Here is a 19,956-nt window from a genome sequence, read left to right on the forward strand (position 1 = left end):
CTATCGCCGTCGCCCACTCCATCCTGGTCATCAGCTGGCACCTGCTCACCGAGGACTGCGACTACACCGACCTCGGCGGCGACTACTTCACCCGCCGAAACACCGACCGCCAACGCGACCGCCTCGTCGGCCAACTCCACAACCTCGGCTACCGCGTCACCCTCGACAAGACCGCGTAGTCAGGCTGCGGTCAATTCACTTCACAGCCCGGCCGGCCGACGCCGGGGCGTCACCGCAGGACGGCCCCGACGCGCTCGGCGGCGAGGGCGACGGCGGCGTCGCGGGCCGCGTTCGCCTCCTCGTTGGTCAGCGTGCGGTCCGGCGCCCGGAACCGGAGGGCGTAGGCGAGCGAGCGGTTCCCCTCGCCGACCTGCGCACCGGTGTAGACGTCGAACAGCCGGACCTCCTCGAGCAGCTCGCCGCCGCCCTCGGTGAGGGCCGCGGCCACCTCGGCGGCCGGGACCGTCTCGGCCGCGACCAGCGCGACGTCGACCGACACCGGCGGGTACGGCGAGATCCGCGGCGCCGGCCGCGCGTCCTGCAGCGGGATCGCGTCGAGGTCGAGCTCCATCGCGCAGGTGCGCGGCGGCAGGCCCAGCGCCTCGACGACCTTCGGGTGCAGCTCGCCGGCGTGCCCGACGACCCACTCCCCCACCCGCAGCGCGGCGCACCGGCCCGGGTGCCAGGGCGCCAGCTCGGCCTTGGTCACCCGCAGCTCGACGCCGGCGGCGGCGCCGACGAGCCGGCCCGCCTCGATCGCGTCCTGCCAGCCGGCCGGGCGCCCGCGGCCCCACCAGCCGCGCGGCTCGCGGTCCCCGCCGAGCACGACGCCGACGTGCACGGGCTGCGCGGGCAGCGCCGCCCGGATCATGGCGATCTCGGAGTCGGTCGGCCGCCGGTCGACGCCAGGGTCCGGCATCGGCACGGGGTTGCGGTGCGGCAGCACGACCTGGCCGAGCGTGTACAGCGCGAGGTCGTCGAACCCGCGGGCCTTGTTGCGCACCAGCGTCTCGAGCAGACCCGGCAGAAGGGTGGTCGCGAGCCGGTCGCGGTCGGCGTCGAGCGGGTTGGCCACCGTGACGGTCCGCCGCCGGACGTCGTCCTCGGGCAGGCCCAGCGCGTCCCACGCCGCGTCGCCGACGAACGGGAACGGCTCCACCTCGACGTGCCCGGCCTCGGCCAGCGCGCGGGACACGGCCCGCTTGCGCAGCTGGGCGGGGGTGAGCCCGCGCCCGGCGGGCGCAGGCGGCAGGGTCGACGGGATGGTCTCGTAGCCCTCGAGCCGCAGGACCTCCTCGACCAGCGCGGCGGGCAGGTCCAGATCCGGCCGCCAGGACGGCGGCGTGGCGACGACCAGGGTGGTCGAACCGGCCTTGCCGTCCCCGCTGGTCTCCAGCTCCACCGCGCAGCCGACCTGGGTGAGCCGCGCGACCGTGGCCCCGCGCTCGTAGCTCACGCCCGCGGTCCGGTCCGGCAGGTCGAGCGGCATCCGGACCGGCGGGAGGATCGGCGCGGCCCCGACGTCCGTGCGGCCCGGCTCGATCCGGCCACCGCCGTGCTCCACCAGCAGGTTCGCGACCGCCTCGGCCGCGATCGGCGGGAGCTGCGGGTCGACGCTCCGCTCGAAACGCTTCGACGCCTCGCTCGGCAGCTTGTGCCGGCGGGCGGCGCGCGCGATCACGGTCGGCGCGAAGTGCGCGGCCTCGATCACGACGTCGACCGACCCGGTCTTGTCGAGCGGGATCTCGGTGGACGCGCCGCCCATCACGCCGGCGAGGCCGATCGGGCCGGAGTCGTCGGTGATGACCAGGTCGTCCGGGTCGAGGGTGCGCTCGACGTCGTCGAGCGTGCGGAGCTTCTCCCCCGCCTCGGCCCGGCGCACCACGATCCCGCCCTGCAGCCGGGTCGCGTCGTACGCGTGGATCGGCTGGCCGAGGTCGAGCATCACGAAGTTGGTGACGTCGACGGTCAGCGAGATCGGGCGCATGCCGGCGGCGAGCAGGCGGCGCTGCATCCACCACGGGGTGGGCGCGCTGGCGTCGACGCCGGTCACGCGACGGGTGACGAACCGCGGGCAGCCGGCCTCGTCGGCGATCCGGACCGGCCAGGCCGGGCCCTCCGCCTCGGGGACCCGCACGCGTCTCGCCGGGTCGGTGTAGTCCTCGCCGAGCGATGCGGCCAGCTCACGCGCGATCCCGCGCACGGCGAAGCAGTAGCCCCGGTCCGGGGTGATGGCCAGCTCGACGACCGGATCGTCGACACCGAGCAGCGGCAGCGCGTCCGTGCCCGGCTCCGCGGTGCCCGGCGGCAGGACCAGGATGCCCGAGTGGTCCGCGCCGAGGCCCAGCTCCTTGGCGGAACAGATCATGCCGTCCGAGGTCCGGCCGTAGGTCTTCCGCGCCGAGATCGGGAACGGGCCGGGCAGGACCGCGCCGGGCAGCGCAGCGATGATCAGGTCACCGACCACGAAGTTCCGCGCGCCGCAGACGATCTCGCGCGTGGTGTCGCCGAAGTCGACCCGGCAGAACCGGATCGGCTTCTTGAACTCGGTGAGCTCCTCGATCTCCGCGACCCGGCCGACGGTCAGCGGGCCGGTGAGCTCCGGGGTCCCGTGGATCTCCTCGAGCTCCAGGCCGACGCGCACGAAGGCCTCGCCGACCGCCTCCGCGTCCGCGGGGACCTCGGCGACGTGGTCGCGCAGCCAGGACAGGGGGACTCGCACCGAATACTCCTCAGATACCGAACGCGCGGCTGAACCGGACGTCGCCCTCGACCATGTCCCGCATGTCGGGCAGGCCGTTGCGGAACTGCAGGGTGCGCTCCAGGCCCATGCCGAAGGCGAAACCGGAGTAGACCTCCGGGTCGACGCCGCAGGCGCGCAGCACGTTGGGGTTGACCATGCCGCAGCCGCCCCACTCGACCCAGCCGGCGCCGCCCTTCTTCTCCGGGAACCAGACGTCGACCTCGGCCGACGGCTCGGTGAAGGGGAAGAAGCTCGGCCGCAGGCGAGTGGTCGACTCCGCCCCGAACATGGCGCGGGCGAACGCGTCGAGCGTGCCCTTGAGGTGCGCCATCGTGATGCCCTTGTCCACCGCCAGGCCCTCGACCTGGTGGAAGACGGGCGTGTGGGTGGCGTCGAGCTCGTCCGTGCGGAAGGTCCGCCCGGGGCAGACCACGTACACCGGCAGCTCGCGCTCCAGCAGGGCCCGGACCTGCACCGGCGACGTGTGCGTGCGCAGCACGGTGCCCGAGTCCTGCCCCTCGCCGAGGTAGAACGTGTCCTGCATGGTGCGCGCCGGGTGGTCCTTGCCGAAGTTCAGCGCGTCGAAGTTCAGCCAGGAGGACTCCACCTCGGGACCCTCGGCGACCTCGTAGCCCATCGCGACGAACACGTCCGCGATCCGCTCGGCGATCTGCGTGATCGGGTGCCGGGCGCCGCGGGGCCGCCGGTCCCAGGGCAGGGTGACGTCGACGGACTCCTCGGCCAGCACGCGGGCGTCCCGCTCCGCGAGGAGCACCTCGCGGCGGGCGTCGAACGCGGCCTGGACCTCCTGGCGGGCCGCGTTGACGCGCTTCCCGGCGTCGGCCCGCTCGGGGCCGGGCAGGCTGCCGAGGGAGCGGCGGGCCAGCAGCACCGGCGCCTTGTCGCCGAGGTGCGCGGGCTTGGCCGCGGCCAGGGCGTCGAGGTCACCGGCGGCGTCGAACGCCTCGACCGCGGCCTTGACGGCGGCGTCGAGCGACGCGGCGTCGAGCAGGTTCTCGGTCATCGGGTTCCCTCATGCACGGTCGGTGATCCTAGAGCGCCGGTGCGCGGCGCTCGCGTACAGGCAGACCGCCGCGGCGGCGGCCAGGTTGAGGCTCTCGGCGCGGCCGTAGAGCGGGACCCGGACGCGGTGGTCGGCCGCCGCCAGCACGGTCTCCGGGACCCCGTGTGCCTCGCCACCGAATATCCATGCCACCCGGCCGCCGAGGACCTCCCCGGCCTCCGGGGCGTGCAGGTCGAGCTCGCCGTGCCCGTCGGCCGCGAGCAGGGTCAGCCCGGCCGCGCGGCAGGCGTCGAGCACGCGGGTCGTGTCCCGGTCCCGGGCGACGGGCAGGTGGAAGACGCTGCCGGTGGAGGCCCGGACGGCCTTGCCGTTGTGCGGGTCGACGCTGTCCCCGGCCAGCAGCACCGCGTCGGCGCCCGCGGCGTCGGCGGCGCGCACGACGGTGCCGGCGTTGCCTGGCTCGGAGACGCCGGCGAGGACGGCGACGAGGTGCGGGGAGCCGTCGAGCGCCGCGGCGACGGGGACGTCGATCAGGTCGCAGACGGCCACGAGGCCCTGCGGGGTGACCGTGTCGGAGAGGACCTCGGCGATCCGGTCGCCCACCACGGTCACCGGGATGCCCTGGCCCTCGGCGATGCCGACGATGTCGGCGTTGCGCTCCACCGCGAGCGGGGTCGCGAACAGCTCGTGCACCCGGACCTCGCCGGTGACGGCCTCGCGCACGGCCTGGGCGCCCTCGACGAGGAAGCGCCGGGCCTTCTCACGACCCGCGCGCCGCAGCAGCTTGCGGGCTGCCACGACGCGCGGGGTGCGTTCCGTTCCGAGCATGTGCTCGGTCAGGCGGCGCTCTCGTTCTGCGACGCCTGGGCCGGGACGTTGGCCTTGGCGACCTCGACCAGGGCGGCGAACGCGGTCGGGTCGCTGATCGCGAGCTCCGACAGGTTCTTGCGGTCCACCTCGACGCCCGCGACCTTGAGGCCCTGGACGAAACGGTTGTAGGTCATGCCGTTGGCGCGGGCCGCGGCGTTGATCCGGGTGATCCACAGCTGCCGGAAGTCGCCCTTCCTGGCGCGACGGTCCCGGTAGGCGTAGGTCATCGAGTGGAGCTGCTGCTCCTTGGCCTTGCGGTAGAGCCGCGACCGCTGACCGCGGTAGCCGGCGGACGCCTCGAGGATCGTCCGGCGCTTCTTCTGGGCGTTCACCGCGCGCTTCACGCGTGCCATGGGTCTGTCCTGTCTCTCGGGTGGCCGGCCCGGGGGGCTGGGCAGGCCGGTTCAGCGGGTGGGTGCGGTGAGGCTCAGCGGCCGAGCAGCTTCTTGACGCGCTTGACGTCGGCCTTGTTCACCGGGACGACGCCGGAGAGGTCCCGGGTCTCCTTGCTCGACTTGACCTCGAGCCGGTGGCGCAGGCCGGTCTGCTGGCGCAGGAGCTTGCCGCTGCCGGTCACCTTGACCCGCTTGGCCGTTCCCTTGTGCGTCTTGTTCTTGGGCATGACTGATCCGTTCGGTGTCGCGGTGCGCCCCTCGCGGGGCGCACCGTGGGGGACCTCCCGCACGGGGCGGGGAGGTTCGTGCCGCTTGCTTCAGACTCAGGCCTGGGGCTCGGCCTCGGCCGGGGCCTGCTGGGCCGCCGGGCGCTTGGCCGGCTTCTTGGTCGGAGCGAGCACCATCGTCATGTTGCGGCCGTCCTGCTTCGGGGCGGCCTCGACGGTCCCGAGCTCCTGCACGTCCTCGGCGAGCCGCTGCAGCAGCCGGTAGCCCAGCTCGGGCCGGCTCTGCTCGCGACCGCGGAACATGATGGTGACCTTGACCTTGTTCCCGCCCTCGAGGAAGCGCACGACGTTGCGCTTCTTGGTCTCGTAGTCGTGGGTGTCGATCTTCGGCCGGAGCTTCTGCTCCTTGATCACCGTGAGCTGCTGGTTCCGCCGGGACTCCCGGGCCTTCTGCGCGCTCTCGTACTTGAACTTGCCGTAGTCCATGAGCTTGCAGACGGGCGGGCGGGCCTGGGCCGCGACCTCGACGAGGTCGAGCTCGGCCTCCTGCGCCAGCCGCAGGGCGTCCTCGATACGCACGATGCCGACCTGCTCGCCGTTCGGGCCGACGAGTCGGACCTCGGGAACGCGGATGCGGTCGTTGATGCGTGTCTCTGTGCTGATGGGGTCTCCTCGTTGTGCCGTCATGTCTCGCGACGACAAGCAAAGACCCGTCGATCAGAGCGGCCCGCGCTGAACGCGGACCGCCGACCGGGACCCGGACACCTTGCATGCGGTGAGCGGGTGGGAGCGGGGCTCCACTTGATCGCCCTGACGCGCGGTTCAACGCGCGACGGGGTGGTCGCATTCCGCAGGGTACACGGCCCCCTCTCCCCCGTCATCGAGGGGGCGGGGCGGGGCGGGTTGCGGTACATCCGCCGCGTGGGAGCGGTTCCTGCACCACGATCCGAACCGAGCGCGGTTCCCGGTGCCGGGTCCGGCCGCACACGCGACGATACCGCCTCGGTCCGGCGATGCTGCGGACATGCAGCTACGCCGGGTCCTCGAGCGCCAGGCCGGAGTCGTCTCGCTGACCCAGGCCGTGGCATGCGGACTGTCTCCGGACGTCCCGCAGCGGCGTGCGGTGGCCGGCGAGTGGACCCGAGTGCACCCTGCCGTCTACCTCGTGGGTGGGCACCGACTCACCGACGCCGCGCGGGTCTGGGCTGCGCAGCTGTGGGCCGGTGAACGGGCTGTGGTGTCGGGCGAGGCAGCGGCGTGGTGTCACGGGATGCTGCCGCGTGCCCCTGCGATCGTCGGCGTCACCGTGCCACGCACCCTCCATCCGCGGGCACCCGCGGGCATCCGCGTCCGGCGGCGCGACCTCGACCCAGCCGACGTCACCCTGGTCGCCGGGCTTCCCGTCACGAGCACGGCGCTGACCACTTTGGAGACGGCCGCGACCCGCCACGAGGGCTCGGTGTTCCTCGACCGGGCACTGCAGAAGCACGTCCGGCTCGAGGATCTGGTCGACTGCTTCGACCGCAATCGGGGTGCGCGCGGCTGGCCCGCCGTGCGGCTGCTCCTCGACGCCGCGGCCGACGGCGCCGAGTCCGCGGCCGAGCGACTCCTGATCGGCCTGCTGGAGAGCGCCGGGGTTGATGGCTGGACGCTCGGCCTGCGGGTGGGGCCCTGGACCGTGGACGTCGCCTTTCCCTGGGCCCGCATCGCCATCGAGGTCGACGGATGGGCCTGGCACCAGGACGTCGAGCGGTTCCGCGCGGACCGCCGGAAGCAGAACGCGCTGGTCACGGCTGGCTGGATTCCGCTCCGCTTCACCTGGCACGACCTCCACAACCGCCCGGCCGCGGTCCTGCGGGAGATCCATGCCGCCCTGTCCGCAGCGGCGTGAACGAGTTGTGGTGCAGGAGCCGCTGTGGAGCGGCTCCTGCACCACGATCGGACGGTCAGGAGGCCTGGAGCTTGCCCTCGCGGGCGGCGCGGCGCTCGAACCACACCGTCATGAGCGGCGGGATGCTGGAGATGAGGGCGAGGACCAGGGTACCGGCGCTCCAGCGGAGGCGGCGCGCGGCGAGCAGCGTCACGACCACGTAGAGCACGAACAGGGCACCGTGGATCGGACCGAAGATCTGCACGCCGATCTCGTTCTGCACGACCACGTACTTGAAGAACATGCCGATCAGCAGGCCCACCCAGGAGCAGGCCTCGGCGATGGCGACCGCGCGGAAGAGCCGGCCGATACCGGTGACGGCGGTGCCCGTGTTGGCGGTGTCGGTGCTCGTGCTCATCGCACTCCAGTCTGGTTTGTCCGGATCGACGGTTCACCGTCCATGGTGCCCCATGGAACGCCCACAACTTCTACCGGGTGTCGAACTCCACGTCGCCGATGAGTTCCGGGAGCGGCCGCGGTCGTACGAGCAGACGGACCACCGAGGAGGACCCGTGACCGCCGCCACCGCCAGCACCGTCCCGACCCTCGACCTGGAGCCCGCCGCCCGCCGGCTCGCCGCGCTGCTCCCGGCGATCCGCGCCGAGCAGCTCGCGGACCCGACGCCGTGCCCGGACTTCACCGTGGCCGCCCTGCTCGACCACCTCATGGGGCTCACGACCGCCTTCACCGACGCCGCGCACAAGACCCCTGCGGGCGGTGGGCCGCCCGTCCCGTCGGCCGCACACCTCGACCCCGACTGGCGCACCGAGCTGCCGGACCGGCTGGCCGCGCTGGTCACCGCCTGGCGTGAGCCCGCCGCCTGGGAGGGCGAGACCGAGGCGGGCGGCGTCGTGCTGCCGGCGCAGGTGCACGGCGTCGTGGCGCTCAACGAGATCGTGGTGCACGGCTGGGACCTGGCCCGCGCCACGCGCCAGCGCTTCTCGGTCGATGCCGCGAGCGCGGCCGCGTGCCTGGAGTTCTGCTCGTCGTTCGCCCAGGGCGAGGCGGTCGACGGCCTGTTCGGCCCGGCCGTGCCCGTCGGCGAGGGCGCCCCGGTCTTCCACCAGGTGCTGGGCTACGCCGGCCGCGACCCGCGCTGGTCCCCGAACGGATAACGGCGTGCGCGGCGGCGAGAATGCCGCCGTGGAACGGCCCCATCTGCAGACCCTCAGCGTCCACGCGGGCAACGACGTGGACCCCGGCACCGGCGCCATCCGCCGCCCGGTCGTCATGGCCAACTCGTACGCGCTGCCGGACGACCCCTCCGCGCTGAGCTGGTCGGACTTCGGCACGCCCCTCTACACCCGCAACGGCGGGGCCAACCAGGGCTGGCCCGAGGAGAAGCTGGCCCTGCTCGAGACCGCGGGCGAGCGCGGGAACGTCGATGCCGTCGCCCTGGCCAGCGGGGTCGCGGCCCTGCACGCGGTGTTCTTCACGTTCCTGCGCAGCGGGGACCACGTGGTGTCGTCGGACGTCACGTACGTGGCCGTGTACCGGCTGCTCACCGAGCTGCTGCCGGAGAAGTACGGGATCACCGCGACGCTCGTCGACTCCTCGGACCCGGAGGCCGTGCAGGCCGCGATCCGCCCGGAGACCCGGCTCGTGCACGTCGAGACCCCGGCCAATCCGACGACGCGGATCACGGACGTCGAGGCCGTCGCGCGGATCGCGCACGAGGCGGGCGCCCTGCTCAGCGTCGACGCGACCTTCGCCACGCCGGTCCTGCAGCGTCCGCTGGCGCTCGGCGCCGATCTCGTCGTGCACTCGCTGACCAAGTACCTCAACGGCCACGGCGACGCGATGGGCGGCGCGGTCATCGGCGACCGCGCGCTCACCGACCGGATCCGGGCCGACGCGATGGTCAACGTCGGCGGCGCCATCAGCCCGTTCAACGCCTGGCTGATCATGCGCGGGGCGGTGACCCTGCCGTTGCGGATGCGCCAGCACTGCGAGAGCGCGCAGGCGGTCGCGGAGTTCCTGCACGCGGACCCGCGGGTGGCCTATGTCGCCTATCCCGGCCTGCCCGACCACCCGCAGCACGCGCTCGCCGCCCGCACCATGACCGGCTTCGGCGGGATGCTCGCCTTCGCGGTCCGCGGCGACGCGGACACGCAGAACCGGTTCGTCGCGAACCTGCGGGTGATCACGTCGGCGGTGTCCCTCGGCCACGACGAGTCGCTGATCGTGCACGTCTCGGGCGACGACGAGCGCGCCGGTGCCTACCCCGAGGAGTTCCGGCGCTGGGGCCACCTGCGCTTCTCGGTCGGTCTCGAGGACCCGCGGGACCTGGTGGCCGACCTCGACCGGGCGCTGACCGAGACCCTCGGCCCCCGCTGACCACCCCGCGAGTCGGCAGGCGCGACTCGCGGTCAGTCGCCGTTGTCGCCGCCGTTCCCTCCGCCCCCGTTGTCGCCGCCGTTGTCGCCGTTGTCGCCTCCTCTGTTCCCGCCGTTGTCGCCGCCGCGGCTGCCGTTGTCGGTGGGGCGGTCGGTGGGGGCGGTCTCGCCCTGGCCCTGTTCCGGGGCGGGCGGAGCGACGACCTGGACGGACGGGATGGTGCCGGTGAGGTAGCGGGGGTCGGTGGGCGGGAGCGGGGCCACCGGCTGGCCGGCGAGGATGTCGCCGAAGGCGCGGTAGAAGGTGCGCGCGGGGGCCTTGCCGCCGTAGATGTTGCCGCCCGAGCAGGTGCGGGGCGGGCTGCCGTCGCAGATCGGCCTGGGCGAGTTGGAGTCGTCGAACACGATCGCCGCGCCGGCGAGCTGCGGCGTCGCGCCCACGAACGCCGCCGACTTGTACTCCTGCGTGGTCCCGGTCTTCGCCGCGATGGGCCGGTTCCACCCCATCTGCCCGGCGGCGGCCGCGGAGGTGCCGCCCGCGGCGTCGTCCTTCGACAGGCCCGTCATGAGGGTGTCGGCGATGGCCGGGTCGAGCGCCTGGCGGCAGGCCGCCTGCGTGACCGAGACCGACGCACCGGCGCGGTCCGTGATCGACTGCAGCGGCGAGGGCGGGCACCAGGTGCCGTGGCTGGCCAGCGTGGCCTGCACGTTCGCCAGCTCCAGCGCGCTGGTCGGCGTGACGCCCAGGGTGAACGACGCCTGGTTCTGCTGCTTCATGACGTCCGCGATCGAGGCCGTCCCCGGCTTCCCGCTGTACGGCGTCTCGGCCAGCGACGTGAGCCCCAACCGGACCGCCATGTCCACCACCGGCGGGACCCCGGTGCTCTCCTCCAGCTTCACGAACGCCGTGTTGGGCGACTCGGCGAGCGCGTCCTGCAGGGTCAGCGCCGTGCGGTAGTTGCCGGCGTTGCCCACCGGGATCGGGCGCCCGGCCCCGTTCCTGTAGATCGGCGAGGTGTACCCGCTGGGTGGCACCGGGATCACGGTGTCGATGCCGATCAGGTGCTGCTCCATCGCCGCGGCCGCCGTGAAGATCTTGTAGACCGAGCCGGCGCCCATGTTCTCGGGCTCGTAGGGCAGGCCGTAGCTCGACTCGCCCTGCTTGTTGCCGAAGGTGCGGTTGGCCGCCATCGCGACGACCTGGTGCGCGTCCGTGCCGGGGCGGACCACGGCCATGACGTCGGCGACGTGCGGCTGGGTCGGCGGCACCTGCCCGTCGACCGCCGCCTTGGTCTTGGCCAGCGCGTCGGGATCCAGGCTGGTCCGGATGGTGTACCCGCCGCCCGACAGGGCGTCCGTGGGGAAGCCGGACTGCTCGAGGTAGGCGAGCACGTAGTCGCAGAAGTAGCCGGCGTCGCCCGCGCCGATGCAGCCCTCGGCCGGGATCGTCGGGTCCGGCACCACGCCGAGCGGCGCGGTCGCCGCCTCCGACGCCTGCTCCTGGCTGATCGACCCCTGCTGGCGCAGCGCCTCGATCACGACGTTGCGCCGGCCGGTGGCGCCGTCGGGGTGCGTGACGGGGTCGTACTCGGCCGGGCTCTGCACCATTCCGGCCAGCAGCGCGGCCTGCGGGACGGTCAGTGCGGCGGCGTCGACCCCGAAGTACGCCTGCGCCGCGGCCTGCACCCCGTAGGCGCCGTGCCCGAAGTACACGAGGTTGAGGTAGCGGGTGAGGATCTCGTCCTTCGACAGCTCGTGGTCGAGGCTGACCGCCAGCTCGGCCTCCTTGAGCTTGCGCGCGTAGCTGGGCGCGACCGCGGCCTGCCGCTCGGCGTCCGTCCGCGCGGCGACGTAGAGGTCGTAGTTCTTCACGTACTGCTCGGTGAGCGTCGACGCGCCCTGCGTGGCTCCGCCGTTCGAGTTGTTGACGAGCGCGCGGGCGGCGCCGATCGGGTCGAACCCGCCGTGCTCGTAGAAGCGGCGGTCCTCGATCGCGACGATCGACGCCTTCATCGCCTGCGAGATCCGGTCGCTCTCGACCGGGACGCGGTACTGGTCGTAGAGCGAGGCGACGGTCCGGCCCGTGGCGTCCTCGATCGTGGTCACCGCGGGCAGCACGCCCGCCTCCAGATCCGCGTTCGTGCCCACCGCGGAATCGCTCACCGCGCCCGCCAGGAGCCCGATTCCGCCGGCGACCGGGAACAGCATTCCGGCGACCAGGACACCGGCCACGACGACCAGCACCGCCAGCCGCCGCACACCCCACGCGAGACCCACGGGTGCACTGTCTACCAGCAGGGACCGTCAACCGCCGGTGAGCCCACGATCATCCCGAAACGCCCCTTCCGGACGATCATCGGCAATTCGTACGCAATTCCCGCGGACGCCGGAGGAATTGCGCACCCGGCTCTGGAGTGCGATTCCGCGGAGGCGCACACTGGGCGGGTCGCGCGAGGCGGAGGGACGACGATGGGTGAGCTGAGCGTCTGGCACTGGCTGGTCGTCATCGGGGTGTTCGTGCTGCTGTTCGGGGCCCGCAAGCTGCCCGAGGCGGCCCGCGGACTCGGCCGGTCCGCCCGCATCCTCAAGGCCGAGCTGCGGGCGGAGGACACCGCGCCCGCCCCCGCCGAACCGACCACACCTGCGGAGCCGCCGGCCCCCGCATCGCCCGCGGCGACGGCGGCGGGACCGGAGTCCGCCCCCGCCCCGGAGGCGACGCGCCCGACCGTGACGTGAGAAGACCCCGCCCAACGGTCGGTCGACACCGCTCCGGGCGCGACCTAGCGTCGTCCGGGTGAAGGTCAGGATCGGGATCGGGTCGCTGCCCACGCCGGCGACCGGGGACGGCGGCTTCGCGGAGCTGGTCGACGAGATGGAGGCCCGCGGGATCGACTCCCTCTGGCTGCCCGACCTGGTCGGCACCGACTCCGTCGACGCGCTGACGGGCATGGCGTTCGCGGTCGGCCGCACGCGCTCGCTCAAGGTCGGCACCGGCGTGCTGGTGCTGCCCGGCCGCAACCCCGCGCTCGTCGCGGCGCAGCTCGCGTCCCTGGCGGCGTTGGCGCCCAAGCGGATCCTGCCCGCCTTCGGCGTGCGCCCCGCCCGGGCCCGGGAGCGCCAGCTCTACCCCGTGCCCGACGGGAAGCGCGCCGCGGTGTTCGAGGAGGCGCTCGTCGTGGTCCGGCGGCTGCTGGCCGAGGAGCGCGTCACGCACCACGGCGAGTTCTTCGACCTGGACGACGCGACGATCGGTCCCCGCCCGCCCGGCCGCCTCGACCTCTGGCTCGGCGGGCGCGCCCCCGTCGGCCTCGAGCGGATCGGCCGGCTCGCCGACGGCTGGTTGGGGAGCTTCGTCACCCCCGCCGAGGCCGCCGAGTGCCGGGAGACGATCGAGCGCGCCGCCGCGGCCGCGGGCCGGGAGATCGAGGAGGACCACTACGGGACCAACCTTGCCGTGGTCCCGCCCGAGGCGACCGCCGCGCAGGTCGAGGCGGCCGTCGCGGCGTCGCTGGACCGGCGGCCGGACGTGGACCCGCAGAAGATCGTGGCGCACGGCTGGGCCGAGGCGCGCGACCGGATCCGCGAGTACGTCGACGCCGGGCTGACCAAGTTCGTGGTGCGTCCGGCCACGCCGGTCGCCTCGTGGCAGGGCTTCCTCGACGCGTTCGACCAGGAGCTGCGCCCCCTCGAGACGTGAACACCGAGACTGAGCGCCGGGACGTGAGGGCGGGCGGCCGGTGTGGCAGGGTTCCGACACGTGAGCGTCCGACGGGTCCGTGATCGAGACGAGGCGGGCCGCGCCCGCAACGCGCGCCCCCGGGACGCGGCCGGGCGGCCCCTCCCCTACGGCACCCCGGGCGTCCCGCAGATTCCCGACGATCTCGACCTGACCCCCGAGGAGACCGTCACCGAGGCCCAGCGGCTGCTCGACGAGGGGCTGCCCTTCCAGGCGCACGAGGTCCTGGAGGCGGCGTGGAAGTCGTCCGGGCCCGAGACCCGCGACCTGTGGCGGGCGCTCGCCCAGTACGGCGCCGGGCTCACGCACGCCCAGCGCGGCAACGCGCGCGGGGCCGTCTCGCTGCTCGAGCGGGCGTCGGACGGGATCGCCCGCTGGGTCGGCGACCCGCCCGCGGGCCTCGACCTGCGCGGCCTGCAGGACCACGGCTTCGCCCTCGCCGCGCGGATCGAGCGGGCGGGCAGCACGGACGACGTCACGCCCGAGGACCTCCGCCCCGCGCTGCGGGGGTGATCACTCAGCGACCTCGTCGACGGCGCGCAGGACGCGGAGGGCGTTGCGGCCGGCCAGCTTCCCGCAGTCCGCGGCGCTCCAGCCGCGGGCGAGCAGGGCGTCGAACAGCCGCGGGTAGGCGCTCACGTCCTCCAGCCCGGCGGGCAGCTCGGCGACACCGTCGTAGTCGCCGCCGATCCCGATGTGGTCGATCCCGGCGACCTCGCGCACGTGCTCGAGGTGGGCCACGACGTCGTCGAGCGTGGCCCCGGGCGGCGGCGGGCCGTCCCAGGCCGCGGCGAAGGCCTCCCGCGCCCGCAGGTCGCGGTGGTCCCGCCCGGCCGCGGCCATCGCATCGGCCAGCCGGGCGTCCCAGTCCGCGACCGCCCGCGAGACGAACCGCGGGACGAAGGTCACCATGCAGACGCCGCCGTTGTCCCGCAACGACTCCAGGACGCCGTCGGGCACGTTGCGGGGGTGGTCGGTGACCGCGCGGGCCGACGAGTGCGTGAACAGCACGGGCGCCGTGGTGGTGGCGAGGGCCACGCGCATGGTCGTGGCGGCGACGTGCGAGAGGTCCACGATCATGCCGATCCGGTTCATCTCGCCGACGACGGTGCGGCCGAACTCCGACAGCCCGCCGTGCACCGGCTCGTCCGTCGCGGAGTCCGCCCACTCGGTGTTCAGGTTGTGCGTCAGGGTCAGGTAGCGGACCCCCGAGCGGCGCAACGCCCGGAGGACCTGCAGCGACCCGCCGATGCTGTGCCCGCCCTCGGCGCCGAGCAGCGAGGCGATCCAGCCATCGGCGAAGGCCGCCTCCACCTCGTCGGCCGTCGTGACCACACGCAGGTCGGCCGGGTAGGTGTCGGCGAGCCGGTGCACCCGCTCGACCTGCTCGACGACGGCCCGGACGGCGGCGTCGCCGGTGTACGAGCAGGGCACGTAGACCGACCAGAACTGCCCGCCCACCTTCCCGGCGCGCAGCCGCGGCAGGTCGGTGTGCAGCCGCGGCTCGCCCCGGGCCAGGTCGGGCTCCGGCTCGCCGAGCGTGCGCAGCGCCCAGGGCAGGTCGTTGTGGCCGTCGATCAGCGGGGTACCGGAGAGCAGGTCGGTGGCGTGCACAGCCGAGCAGTGTGCACCGGTGATCGCGGACCGGCAGACTGGGCCGCGTGGACGGCTCCCCCCGCGTGGCCCGCGTGGCCCTGGTCCTGCACCCGCGCAACGACGTCACGGAGGTCGCCGAACGCGTCGTCGGGCTGGCGAACGCCCAGGGCGTCGAGGTGCTGGTCCGCGCCCTCGACGCGGGCCGGGTCCCCGGCGCGGTCCCGGTCGGCTCGGACGAGCTGGCCGCGGAGGCCGACGGCGTGGTGAGCCTCGGCGGCGACGGCACCATGCTCGGCGCCCTGCGCCTGGTGGCCGACAAGCCGGTCCCGGTGCTCGGCGTGCACCTCGGCAACCTGGGCTTCCTCGTCGAGGTGCACCCCTCGGAGCTCGACTCCGCGCTGGCCCGGCTGCTCGACGGGGACTTCGTGGAGGAGCCGCACAGCGCCCTGCGGATCACCGCGGGCGAGCGGCGGGCGGTCGCGTTCAACGACCTGGCCCTCGCCCGGCACCCCGGGCGCGGCACGGTCGACGCCACGCTCGCCGTGAGCGGCCTGCGGTACGGCTACTACCGGTGCGACGCGCTGGTCGTCGCCACGGCGGCCGGCTCCTCGGCGTACAGCTACGCGGCCGGCGGGCCGCTGGTGTCGCCGTCGGTGGGCGGGATCGTGGTCACGCCCTCGGCGCCGATGTCGGGGATCTCCCGGCCGCTGGTGCTGTCCGAGGCGGACACCCTGCAACTGGAGCTCAACCCGCGGTGCGGGGCGCTCGCCCTGGAGGCCGACGGGATCGGGCACGGCGAGGTCGGGCCCGGGGACCGGGTGGAGATCGCCGTGCAGGCCGCGGCCGGGCGGGTCGTCCGGCTGGATCCGGACGTCCACGCCCAGCGGAGCCGGGTCAAGCTGAGCCTGCTGGACCTCCCCCTCCTCCCCGAGCAGCTGCGCGAGCTGCTGCCCGGGGAGGTGCGGGAACGGCTGGAGGCCCGCAGCGGCTAGGTCGTCCTAGTAGACGATGACGCCGCGGATGTTCTTGCCGTCGTGCATGTCCTGGTAGCCCTGCTGGATCTCGTCGAGCGAGTAGGTCTTGGTGATCAGCTCGTCGAGCTTGAGGTGCCCCTGCTGGTACATCTCCAGCTGGCGCAGGATGCCGAAGCTCGGCGCCGAGGCACCGAACAGGGCGCCCTGCAGGCGCTTCTGGAACAGGGTCAGCTCGGAGATGGCGATCGGCACGCCGACCTCGGAGATGTCGCCCAGGCCCGTCACGACCGCCGTGCCGGCCTTGCGGATCGCGGCGAAGGCCTGCCCGACGTGCTCGGGCTTGGTCACGCCCACGGTCACGATCGCCGAGTCGGCGCCCTGGCCGTTGGTGAACTGCTTGGCGAGCTCGGTGGCCTCCTCCATCGAGTCGACCGCGTGCGTGGCGCCCAGCTCCTGCGCCTTCTCGCGCTTGAAGGCCACCGGGTCCACCGCGATGATGTTCGACGCCCCGGCGTGCCGGGCGCCCTGCACGGCGTTGATGCCGATGCCGCCGATGCCCATCACGATCACGGTGTCGCCGGGCTTGACCTCCGCGGAGTTCACCGCCGAGCCCCATCCGGTGCCGACGCCGCAGCCGACCAGGCAGGCCTTGTCGAGCGGGATGTCGTCCGGCACCACGACGGCCGAGTCGATCGCGACCGTGGTGGTCTCGCAGAAGGTCGAGATGCCGCACATCTGGCCGACCGGCTGGCCGTTGTCGAGGTGGAGCCGGAAGCTCTCCGGGTCGTCCCAGCGCGACCCCTGCAGCAGGGTCGAGCCGAGGTCGCACAGGTTCTGCTGGCCGGTGGCGCACCAGCGGCAGCGGCCGCAGCCGGGCAGGAACGAGAAGACGACGTGGTCGCCCTCCTTGTAGCCCCGCGTTCCCGGGCCGACCTTGGTCACGATGCCGGCGCCCTCGTGCCCGCCGGCGAACGGGTACACGCCGACCGGGATGTCGCCGGTGGCCACGTGGTCGTCGGAGTGGCACATGCCGGACGCGACCATCTGTACCTGGATCTCGCCGTTCTGGGGGTCGTCGACCTCGAGGTCCACGACCTCGTACTTGCCCGGCGCCTGCCGAATCACTGCTCCGCGGGTCTGCACTTCGTGTTCCTCCTGGGACACCGTCGTCACATGGGGAGATGCGCACCCGACCCTATGACCGCGGTCACCGAAGGGGAAGGGGGACGTGGTTTCCCGTCACCGATCTGTCGACTGTTCGCGAGTCGCGCCCCCGGCTTCCGCTGGTCCGGCTACTCAGCGGGGCATGCGGCGCCAGAGCGCGCGCGGCGCGTGCCGGAGCAGGGCGAAGATCGGCCGCAGCACCCGGGGCACCCACACCTCGTTCCGCCCGGCGCGCAGCGCGGCGACCGTCGCGTCGGCGACCTGGTCCGGGGTGCTGGAGAAGGGGGCCGGTCGCATGCCCTCGGTCATCCGCCCGATCACGAAGCCCGGCCGCACCAGGACGAGGCGGACACCCGACCCGTGCAGCGCGTCGGCGAGGCCGGAGGCGAACCCGTCGAGCCCGGCCTTGGCGCTGCCGTAGACGTAGTTCGCTCGGCGGACGCGCGCCCCCGCCACGGACGAGAACACGACGATCGTGCCGCTCCCCCGCGCCCGCATGACCTGCGCGAGCTCGGTGAGGATCTGCACGTGCGCCACGTAGTCGGTGTGCACGATCTGCACCGCGTGCGCCGGATCGGCCTCGGCGCGGGCCTGGTCGCCGAGCAGCCCGAAGGCGACGACGGCGGTGTCGACGGAGCCGTGCCGCGCCGCCACGTCGTCGAGCAGGGGGCGGTGGCCGGCGAGGTCGTCGGCGTCGAACTCGACGCGCTCGACCTCGGCGCCCTGCTCCCGGACCGCCTTCTCCTCGGCGTCGAGATCGCTGCTGCGACGGGCCGCGAGGACCACGGTCGACGCCTCGCGCCCCGCCAGCCGCCGCGCCACCGCGACCCCGATCTCGCTCCGCCCACCCAGCACCAGCAGCGTCCCGGTCATGGTCGGGAGTCTCGCAGGGGTGGTCAGTCGCCGAGGGAGAGGCCGAGTCCCGCGCGCAGCTCGTCGGCGGTGTAGGTCAGCGTGCCGCGGTGCGAGACCTCGACCTGGTAGAAGTCCTCGCCGGCCGGGACGTCGGGCACGGTGAAGGTGAAGTCGCAGGTGGTCGAGCTGCTTGCGCGGCCGGGCGACAGCGAGCCGGTGGCGATCACGGCGCCCGCGGCGTTCGCGATCGTCACGCCGGTGCCGGCGTGGATGTCGGAGTAGCCCCCGCCGCCGCTGCAGACCGAGCCGGAGCTGAAGCCGCCGTAGCCGTAGTAGCCGTCGTCGACCAGCCGGAAGGTGCCGGTGACGTCCATCGACGAGGCGGCGGACGCCACCGCCCCGATCCCGATCACCAGGCCGAGCGCGGCCACCCCGGCCGCGATCCCGCCGACGAACACGCCCTTGCGGGAGCGCACGGGAGCGGGGGCGCCGGTAGTCCCGAACATCGGCCCGCCGTACGGCAGGGAGCCGTAGCCCGGCGGCGGCGCGACGGGCCCGAGGCCGGCGGGCGGGCCGTACGGGTCCGCGATCGGCCGCGGGTGGGGCGGCGGGACCGGCGCGTACTGCCGCGGCACCACGGGGATCGCGATCGTCGGGTCCTCGGCCACCTCGCCCCGCACGACCTCGTCGGGCAGGACGCCGGCCGTCGGGGCCGTGCGCTCGGGCTGGGTGGTGGTCATCGGGGTCCCCTCGGGAGCAGTGCCGGAACACCCTGCCCATCGCGACCGCGGTTGGGCCATTAGCACCAACGCGGACGTTTCATCACGATGAGGTAGAAGCGCGGCGCAACACCCGCGAAACACGGCCCACCTACCGTCGAGCCGTGCCCGAGGTGCTCTTCGACGTCCGCTGGCCGGACGGTTCCACGCAGTCCTTCTACTCCCCGTCGCTGATCGTCGAGGAGTACTTCCGCGCAGGTCACGCGTACCCGGTGGGCGACTTCGTCGACACCAGCCGGACCTGCATGCGGATCGCCGACCAGCGCGTCCGGCAGAAGTACGGCTTCGGCTGCGCCCAGTCCGTCGCGACCATGGCGGGCATCGAGCGGGCCGCCGCCCGGTTCGCCGCCGACGAGCACGTCACGCTGGAGGCGTTCCGGCGCCAGGAGGGCGCTGGACCATACTGACCCGGTGACCGGCGAACGACGGGCCGCGGTGCTCGGCTCCCCCATCCGCCACTCGCTGTCCCCGGTGCTGCACCGCGCGGCCTACGAGGCGCTCGGCCTCGCCGGCTGGTCCTACACCGCGCACGAGGTCGACGAGGCCGGGCTCCCGGCGTTCGTCGACGGCCTCGACGGCACCTGGGCCGGGCTCTCCCTGACGATGCCGCTCAAGCGCGTCGCCCTCGAGGTCGCCGACCGGGTCAGCCCGCTCGCCGCCGCCACCGGCGCTGCGAACACCCTGGTCCTGCGCCCCGAGGGGCGGCTGGCGGACAACACGGACGTGGCCGGGATCGTCCGGGCGCTGCAGGCGGCGGGTGTCTCGGCGGTCGAGCGGGCCGTCGTGCTGGGCGCGGGCGGCACGGCGCAGGCCGCGCTCGCGGCGCTGCATGAGCTGGGCACGAAGGACCCGGTCGTCCTGGTCCGCGACGCCGGCCGCGCCGGTGAGCTGACCGCCGCCGCCGAACGCCTCGAGGTCCAGCCCGAGGTCCGGGCCCTGCTGGGCGGGGCCGGCGCCGACCTCGCCGCCGCGTCGGGGCTGCTGACCGAGGCCGACGTCGTCGTGTCGACCCTGCCCGCCGGTGCCGCCGACGAGTTCGGCGGCCTCCGCTGGAACCCCGCCACCGTGGTGCTCGACGTGATCTACGCCCCCTGGCCCACGGCCCTCGGCGCCGGTGCGGCGTCCGCGGGCTGCCGGGTCGCCAGCGGGCTGGACATGCTGCTGCACCAGGCGGTCGCGCAGGTCGAGCTGATGACGGGCCGTCCGGGCCCTGTCGAGGCGATGCGCACCGCGCTCGACGAGGCCGTGCTCGCGCGATCCTGAGCGCACTACGGATCCATAACGCGCTCCAGCACCGGCTCTGCCCGCACTATGGATCCATAGTGCG

21 protein-coding genes are annotated in these 19,956 nt (G+C 73.9%); 9 read left to right on the top strand and 12 right to left on the bottom strand.

Features of this window, described 5'->3' with window-relative positions:
* Positions 1-229 precede the first annotated feature (229 nt).
* The 6 genes from pheT to infC all read right to left on the bottom strand — a co-directional run bounded on the left by pheT (position 230) and on the right by infC (position 5,946).
* The gene (gene pheT, locus PKE99_RS32625; RefSeq protein WP_037051982.1) at positions 230-2,722 is read right to left on the bottom strand and encodes a phenylalanine--tRNA ligase subunit beta; all 2,493 of its coding nucleotides are present in this window, start codon (positions 2,720-2,722) and stop codon (positions 230-232) included.
* 10 nt (positions 2,723-2,732) lie between these two features.
* Positions 2,733-3,767, bottom strand: coding sequence for a phenylalanine--tRNA ligase subunit alpha (gene pheS / locus PKE99_RS32630; RefSeq protein WP_037051979.1), 1,035 nt, complete (start codon positions 3,765-3,767; stop codon positions 2,733-2,735).
* 9 nt (positions 3,768-3,776) lie between these two features.
* Positions 3,777-4,595 carry a TrmH family RNA methyltransferase gene (locus PKE99_RS32635; RefSeq protein ID WP_037051977.1) on the bottom strand — a complete coding sequence of 273 codons (819 nt, stop codon included), beginning with the start codon at positions 4,593-4,595 and terminating at the stop codon, positions 3,777-3,779.
* 8 nt (positions 4,596-4,603) lie between these two features.
* Positions 4,604-4,990, bottom strand: coding sequence for a 50S ribosomal protein L20 (gene rplT, locus PKE99_RS32640; RefSeq protein ID WP_037051976.1), 387 nt, complete (start codon positions 4,988-4,990; stop codon positions 4,604-4,606).
* 74 nt (positions 4,991-5,064) lie between these two features.
* Positions 5,065-5,259: a 50S ribosomal protein L35 gene (rpmI, locus tag PKE99_RS32645; RefSeq protein WP_037051975.1), complete on the bottom strand. Its 195-nt coding sequence runs from the start codon at positions 5,257-5,259 to the stop codon at positions 5,065-5,067.
* Positions 5,260-5,355: 96 nt separating this feature from the next.
* Positions 5,356-5,946 carry a translation initiation factor IF-3 gene (gene infC / locus PKE99_RS32650; protein WP_037051974.1) on the bottom strand — a complete coding sequence of 197 codons (591 nt, stop codon included), beginning with the start codon at positions 5,944-5,946 and terminating at the stop codon, positions 5,356-5,358.
* A 337-nt stretch (positions 5,947-6,283) separates the two neighbouring features.
* Here infC and PKE99_RS32655 point away from each other — a divergent pair, with 337 nt between their 5' ends.
* Positions 6,284-7,150 (top strand): type IV toxin-antitoxin system AbiEi family antitoxin, encoded by an 867-nt coding sequence (locus PKE99_RS32655; RefSeq protein WP_037051972.1) that lies wholly within the window; start codon positions 6,284-6,286, stop codon positions 7,148-7,150.
* Between the two features lie 55 nt (positions 7,151-7,205).
* Here the strand turns inward: PKE99_RS32655 and PKE99_RS32660 are convergent, their stop codons facing one another.
* A complete protein-coding gene (locus tag PKE99_RS32660; protein WP_051738122.1) occupies positions 7,206-7,547 on the bottom strand; it encodes a DUF3817 domain-containing protein in 342 nt (113 codons plus the stop codon).
* Between the two features lie 154 nt (positions 7,548-7,701).
* Between PKE99_RS32660 and PKE99_RS32665 the strand changes: the two genes are divergently transcribed.
* Together PKE99_RS32665 and PKE99_RS32670 are read left to right on the top strand one after the other, a co-directional pair.
* Entirely contained in the window at positions 7,702-8,304 is a 603-nt protein-coding gene (locus PKE99_RS32665; RefSeq protein ID WP_051738121.1) for a TIGR03086 family metal-binding protein, read from the top strand.
* 28 nt (positions 8,305-8,332) lie between these two features.
* Positions 8,333-9,526, top strand: coding sequence for a trans-sulfuration enzyme family protein (locus tag PKE99_RS32670; protein WP_037052026.1), 1,194 nt, complete (start codon positions 8,333-8,335; stop codon positions 9,524-9,526).
* A 32-nt stretch (positions 9,527-9,558) separates the two neighbouring features.
* Here PKE99_RS32670 and PKE99_RS32675 read toward each other — a convergent pair whose 3' ends face one another.
* A complete protein-coding gene (locus tag PKE99_RS32675; RefSeq protein WP_063739868.1) occupies positions 9,559-11,802 on the bottom strand; it encodes a transglycosylase domain-containing protein in 2,244 nt (747 codons plus the stop codon).
* A 192-nt stretch (positions 11,803-11,994) separates the two neighbouring features.
* On the opposite strand from PKE99_RS32675, the gene tatA reads away from it, so the two are divergent.
* The 3 genes from tatA to PKE99_RS32690 are packed head-to-tail and all read left to right on the top strand — an operon-like array spanning position 11,995 to position 13,774.
* Complete coding sequence (gene tatA / locus PKE99_RS38885; protein WP_037051971.1) at positions 11,995-12,261, top strand: Sec-independent protein translocase subunit TatA; 267 nt, start codon at positions 11,995-11,997, stop codon at positions 12,259-12,261.
* Positions 12,262-12,319: 58 nt separating this feature from the next.
* Complete coding sequence (locus PKE99_RS32685; RefSeq protein ID WP_037051968.1) at positions 12,320-13,222, top strand: TIGR03854 family LLM class F420-dependent oxidoreductase; 903 nt, start codon at positions 12,320-12,322, stop codon at positions 13,220-13,222.
* A gap of 60 nt (positions 13,223-13,282) precedes the next feature.
* The gene (locus PKE99_RS32690) at positions 13,283-13,774 is read left to right on the top strand and encodes a DUF309 domain-containing protein (RefSeq protein WP_037051966.1); all 492 of its coding nucleotides are present in this window, start codon (positions 13,283-13,285) and stop codon (positions 13,772-13,774) included.
* Here PKE99_RS32690 and PKE99_RS32695 read toward each other — a convergent pair whose 3' ends face one another.
* Positions 13,775-14,875: a dipeptidase gene (locus PKE99_RS32695; protein ID WP_037051964.1), complete on the bottom strand. Its 1,101-nt coding sequence runs from the start codon at positions 14,873-14,875 to the stop codon at positions 13,775-13,777.
* A 47-nt stretch (positions 14,876-14,922) separates the two neighbouring features.
* Between PKE99_RS32695 and PKE99_RS32700 the strand changes: the two genes are divergently transcribed.
* On the top strand, positions 14,923-15,849 hold the full coding sequence (locus PKE99_RS32700) for an NAD(+)/NADH kinase (protein WP_051738119.1): 927 nt from the start codon (positions 14,923-14,925) through the stop codon (positions 15,847-15,849).
* A 6-nt stretch (positions 15,850-15,855) separates the two neighbouring features.
* Here the strand turns inward: PKE99_RS32700 and PKE99_RS32705 are convergent, their stop codons facing one another.
* The 3 genes from PKE99_RS32705 to PKE99_RS32715 all read right to left on the bottom strand — a co-directional run bounded on the left by PKE99_RS32705 (position 15,856) and on the right by PKE99_RS32715 (position 18,590).
* Positions 15,856-16,974: an NDMA-dependent alcohol dehydrogenase gene (locus PKE99_RS32705; protein WP_037051962.1), complete on the bottom strand. Its 1,119-nt coding sequence runs from the start codon at positions 16,972-16,974 to the stop codon at positions 15,856-15,858.
* 153 nt (positions 16,975-17,127) lie between these two features.
* Positions 17,128-17,868 carry a decaprenylphospho-beta-D-erythro-pentofuranosid-2-ulose 2-reductase gene (dprE2, locus tag PKE99_RS32710; protein WP_037051959.1) on the bottom strand — a complete coding sequence of 247 codons (741 nt, stop codon included), beginning with the start codon at positions 17,866-17,868 and terminating at the stop codon, positions 17,128-17,130.
* A gap of 23 nt (positions 17,869-17,891) precedes the next feature.
* The gene (locus tag PKE99_RS32715; RefSeq protein WP_051738118.1) at positions 17,892-18,590 is read right to left on the bottom strand and encodes a hypothetical protein; all 699 of its coding nucleotides are present in this window, start codon (positions 18,588-18,590) and stop codon (positions 17,892-17,894) included.
* A 143-nt stretch (positions 18,591-18,733) separates the two neighbouring features.
* Here PKE99_RS32715 and PKE99_RS32720 point away from each other — a divergent pair, with 143 nt between their 5' ends.
* Both PKE99_RS32720 and PKE99_RS32725 read left to right on the top strand, forming a co-directional pair.
* Positions 18,734-19,036 (top strand): MSMEG_0570 family nitrogen starvation response protein, encoded by a 303-nt coding sequence (locus PKE99_RS32720; protein WP_037051957.1) that lies wholly within the window; start codon positions 18,734-18,736, stop codon positions 19,034-19,036.
* 4 nt (positions 19,037-19,040) lie between these two features.
* Positions 19,041-19,892 carry a shikimate dehydrogenase gene (locus tag PKE99_RS32725; RefSeq protein WP_037051955.1) on the top strand — a complete coding sequence of 284 codons (852 nt, stop codon included), beginning with the start codon at positions 19,041-19,043 and terminating at the stop codon, positions 19,890-19,892.
* Positions 19,893-19,956: the final 64 nt, after the last annotated feature.

The organism is Pseudonocardia halophobica, assembly GCF_027922425.1.
GTDB classification, from domain to species: Bacteria; Actinomycetota; Actinomycetes; order Mycobacteriales; family Pseudonocardiaceae; genus Pseudonocardia; species Pseudonocardia halophobica.

Bases quoted from the DNA above. Each gene is read 5' to 3' on its own strand.
- infC (WP_037051974.1), bottom strand. From the start codon at position 5,946: ATGACGGCACAACGAGGAGACCCCATCAGCACAGAGACACGCATCAAC.
- dprE2 (WP_037051959.1), bottom strand. From the start codon at position 17,868: ATGACCGGGACGCTGCTGGTGCTGGGTGGGCGGAGCGAGATCGGGGTC.
- PKE99_RS32635 (WP_037051977.1), bottom strand. From the start codon at position 4,595: ATGCTCGGAACGGAACGCACCCCGCGCGTCGTGGCAGCCCGCAAGCTG.
- tatA (WP_037051971.1), top strand. From the start codon at position 11,995: ATGGGTGAGCTGAGCGTCTGGCACTGGCTGGTCGTCATCGGGGTGTTC.
- PKE99_RS32660 (WP_051738122.1), bottom strand. From the start codon at position 7,547: ATGAGCACGAGCACCGACACCGCCAACACGGGCACCGCCGTCACCGGT.
- rpmI (WP_037051975.1), bottom strand. From the start codon at position 5,259: ATGCCCAAGAACAAGACGCACAAGGGAACGGCCAAGCGGGTCAAGGTG.
- pheS (WP_037051979.1), bottom strand. From the start codon at position 3,767: ATGACCGAGAACCTGCTCGACGCCGCGTCGCTCGACGCCGCCGTCAAG.
- rplT (WP_037051976.1), bottom strand. From the start codon at position 4,990: ATGGCACGCGTGAAGCGCGCGGTGAACGCCCAGAAGAAGCGCCGGACG.
- PKE99_RS32655 (WP_037051972.1), top strand. From the start codon at position 6,284: ATGCAGCTACGCCGGGTCCTCGAGCGCCAGGCCGGAGTCGTCTCGCTG.
- PKE99_RS32715 (WP_051738118.1), bottom strand. From the start codon at position 18,590: ATGACCACCACCCAGCCCGAGCGCACGGCCCCGACGGCCGGCGTCCTG.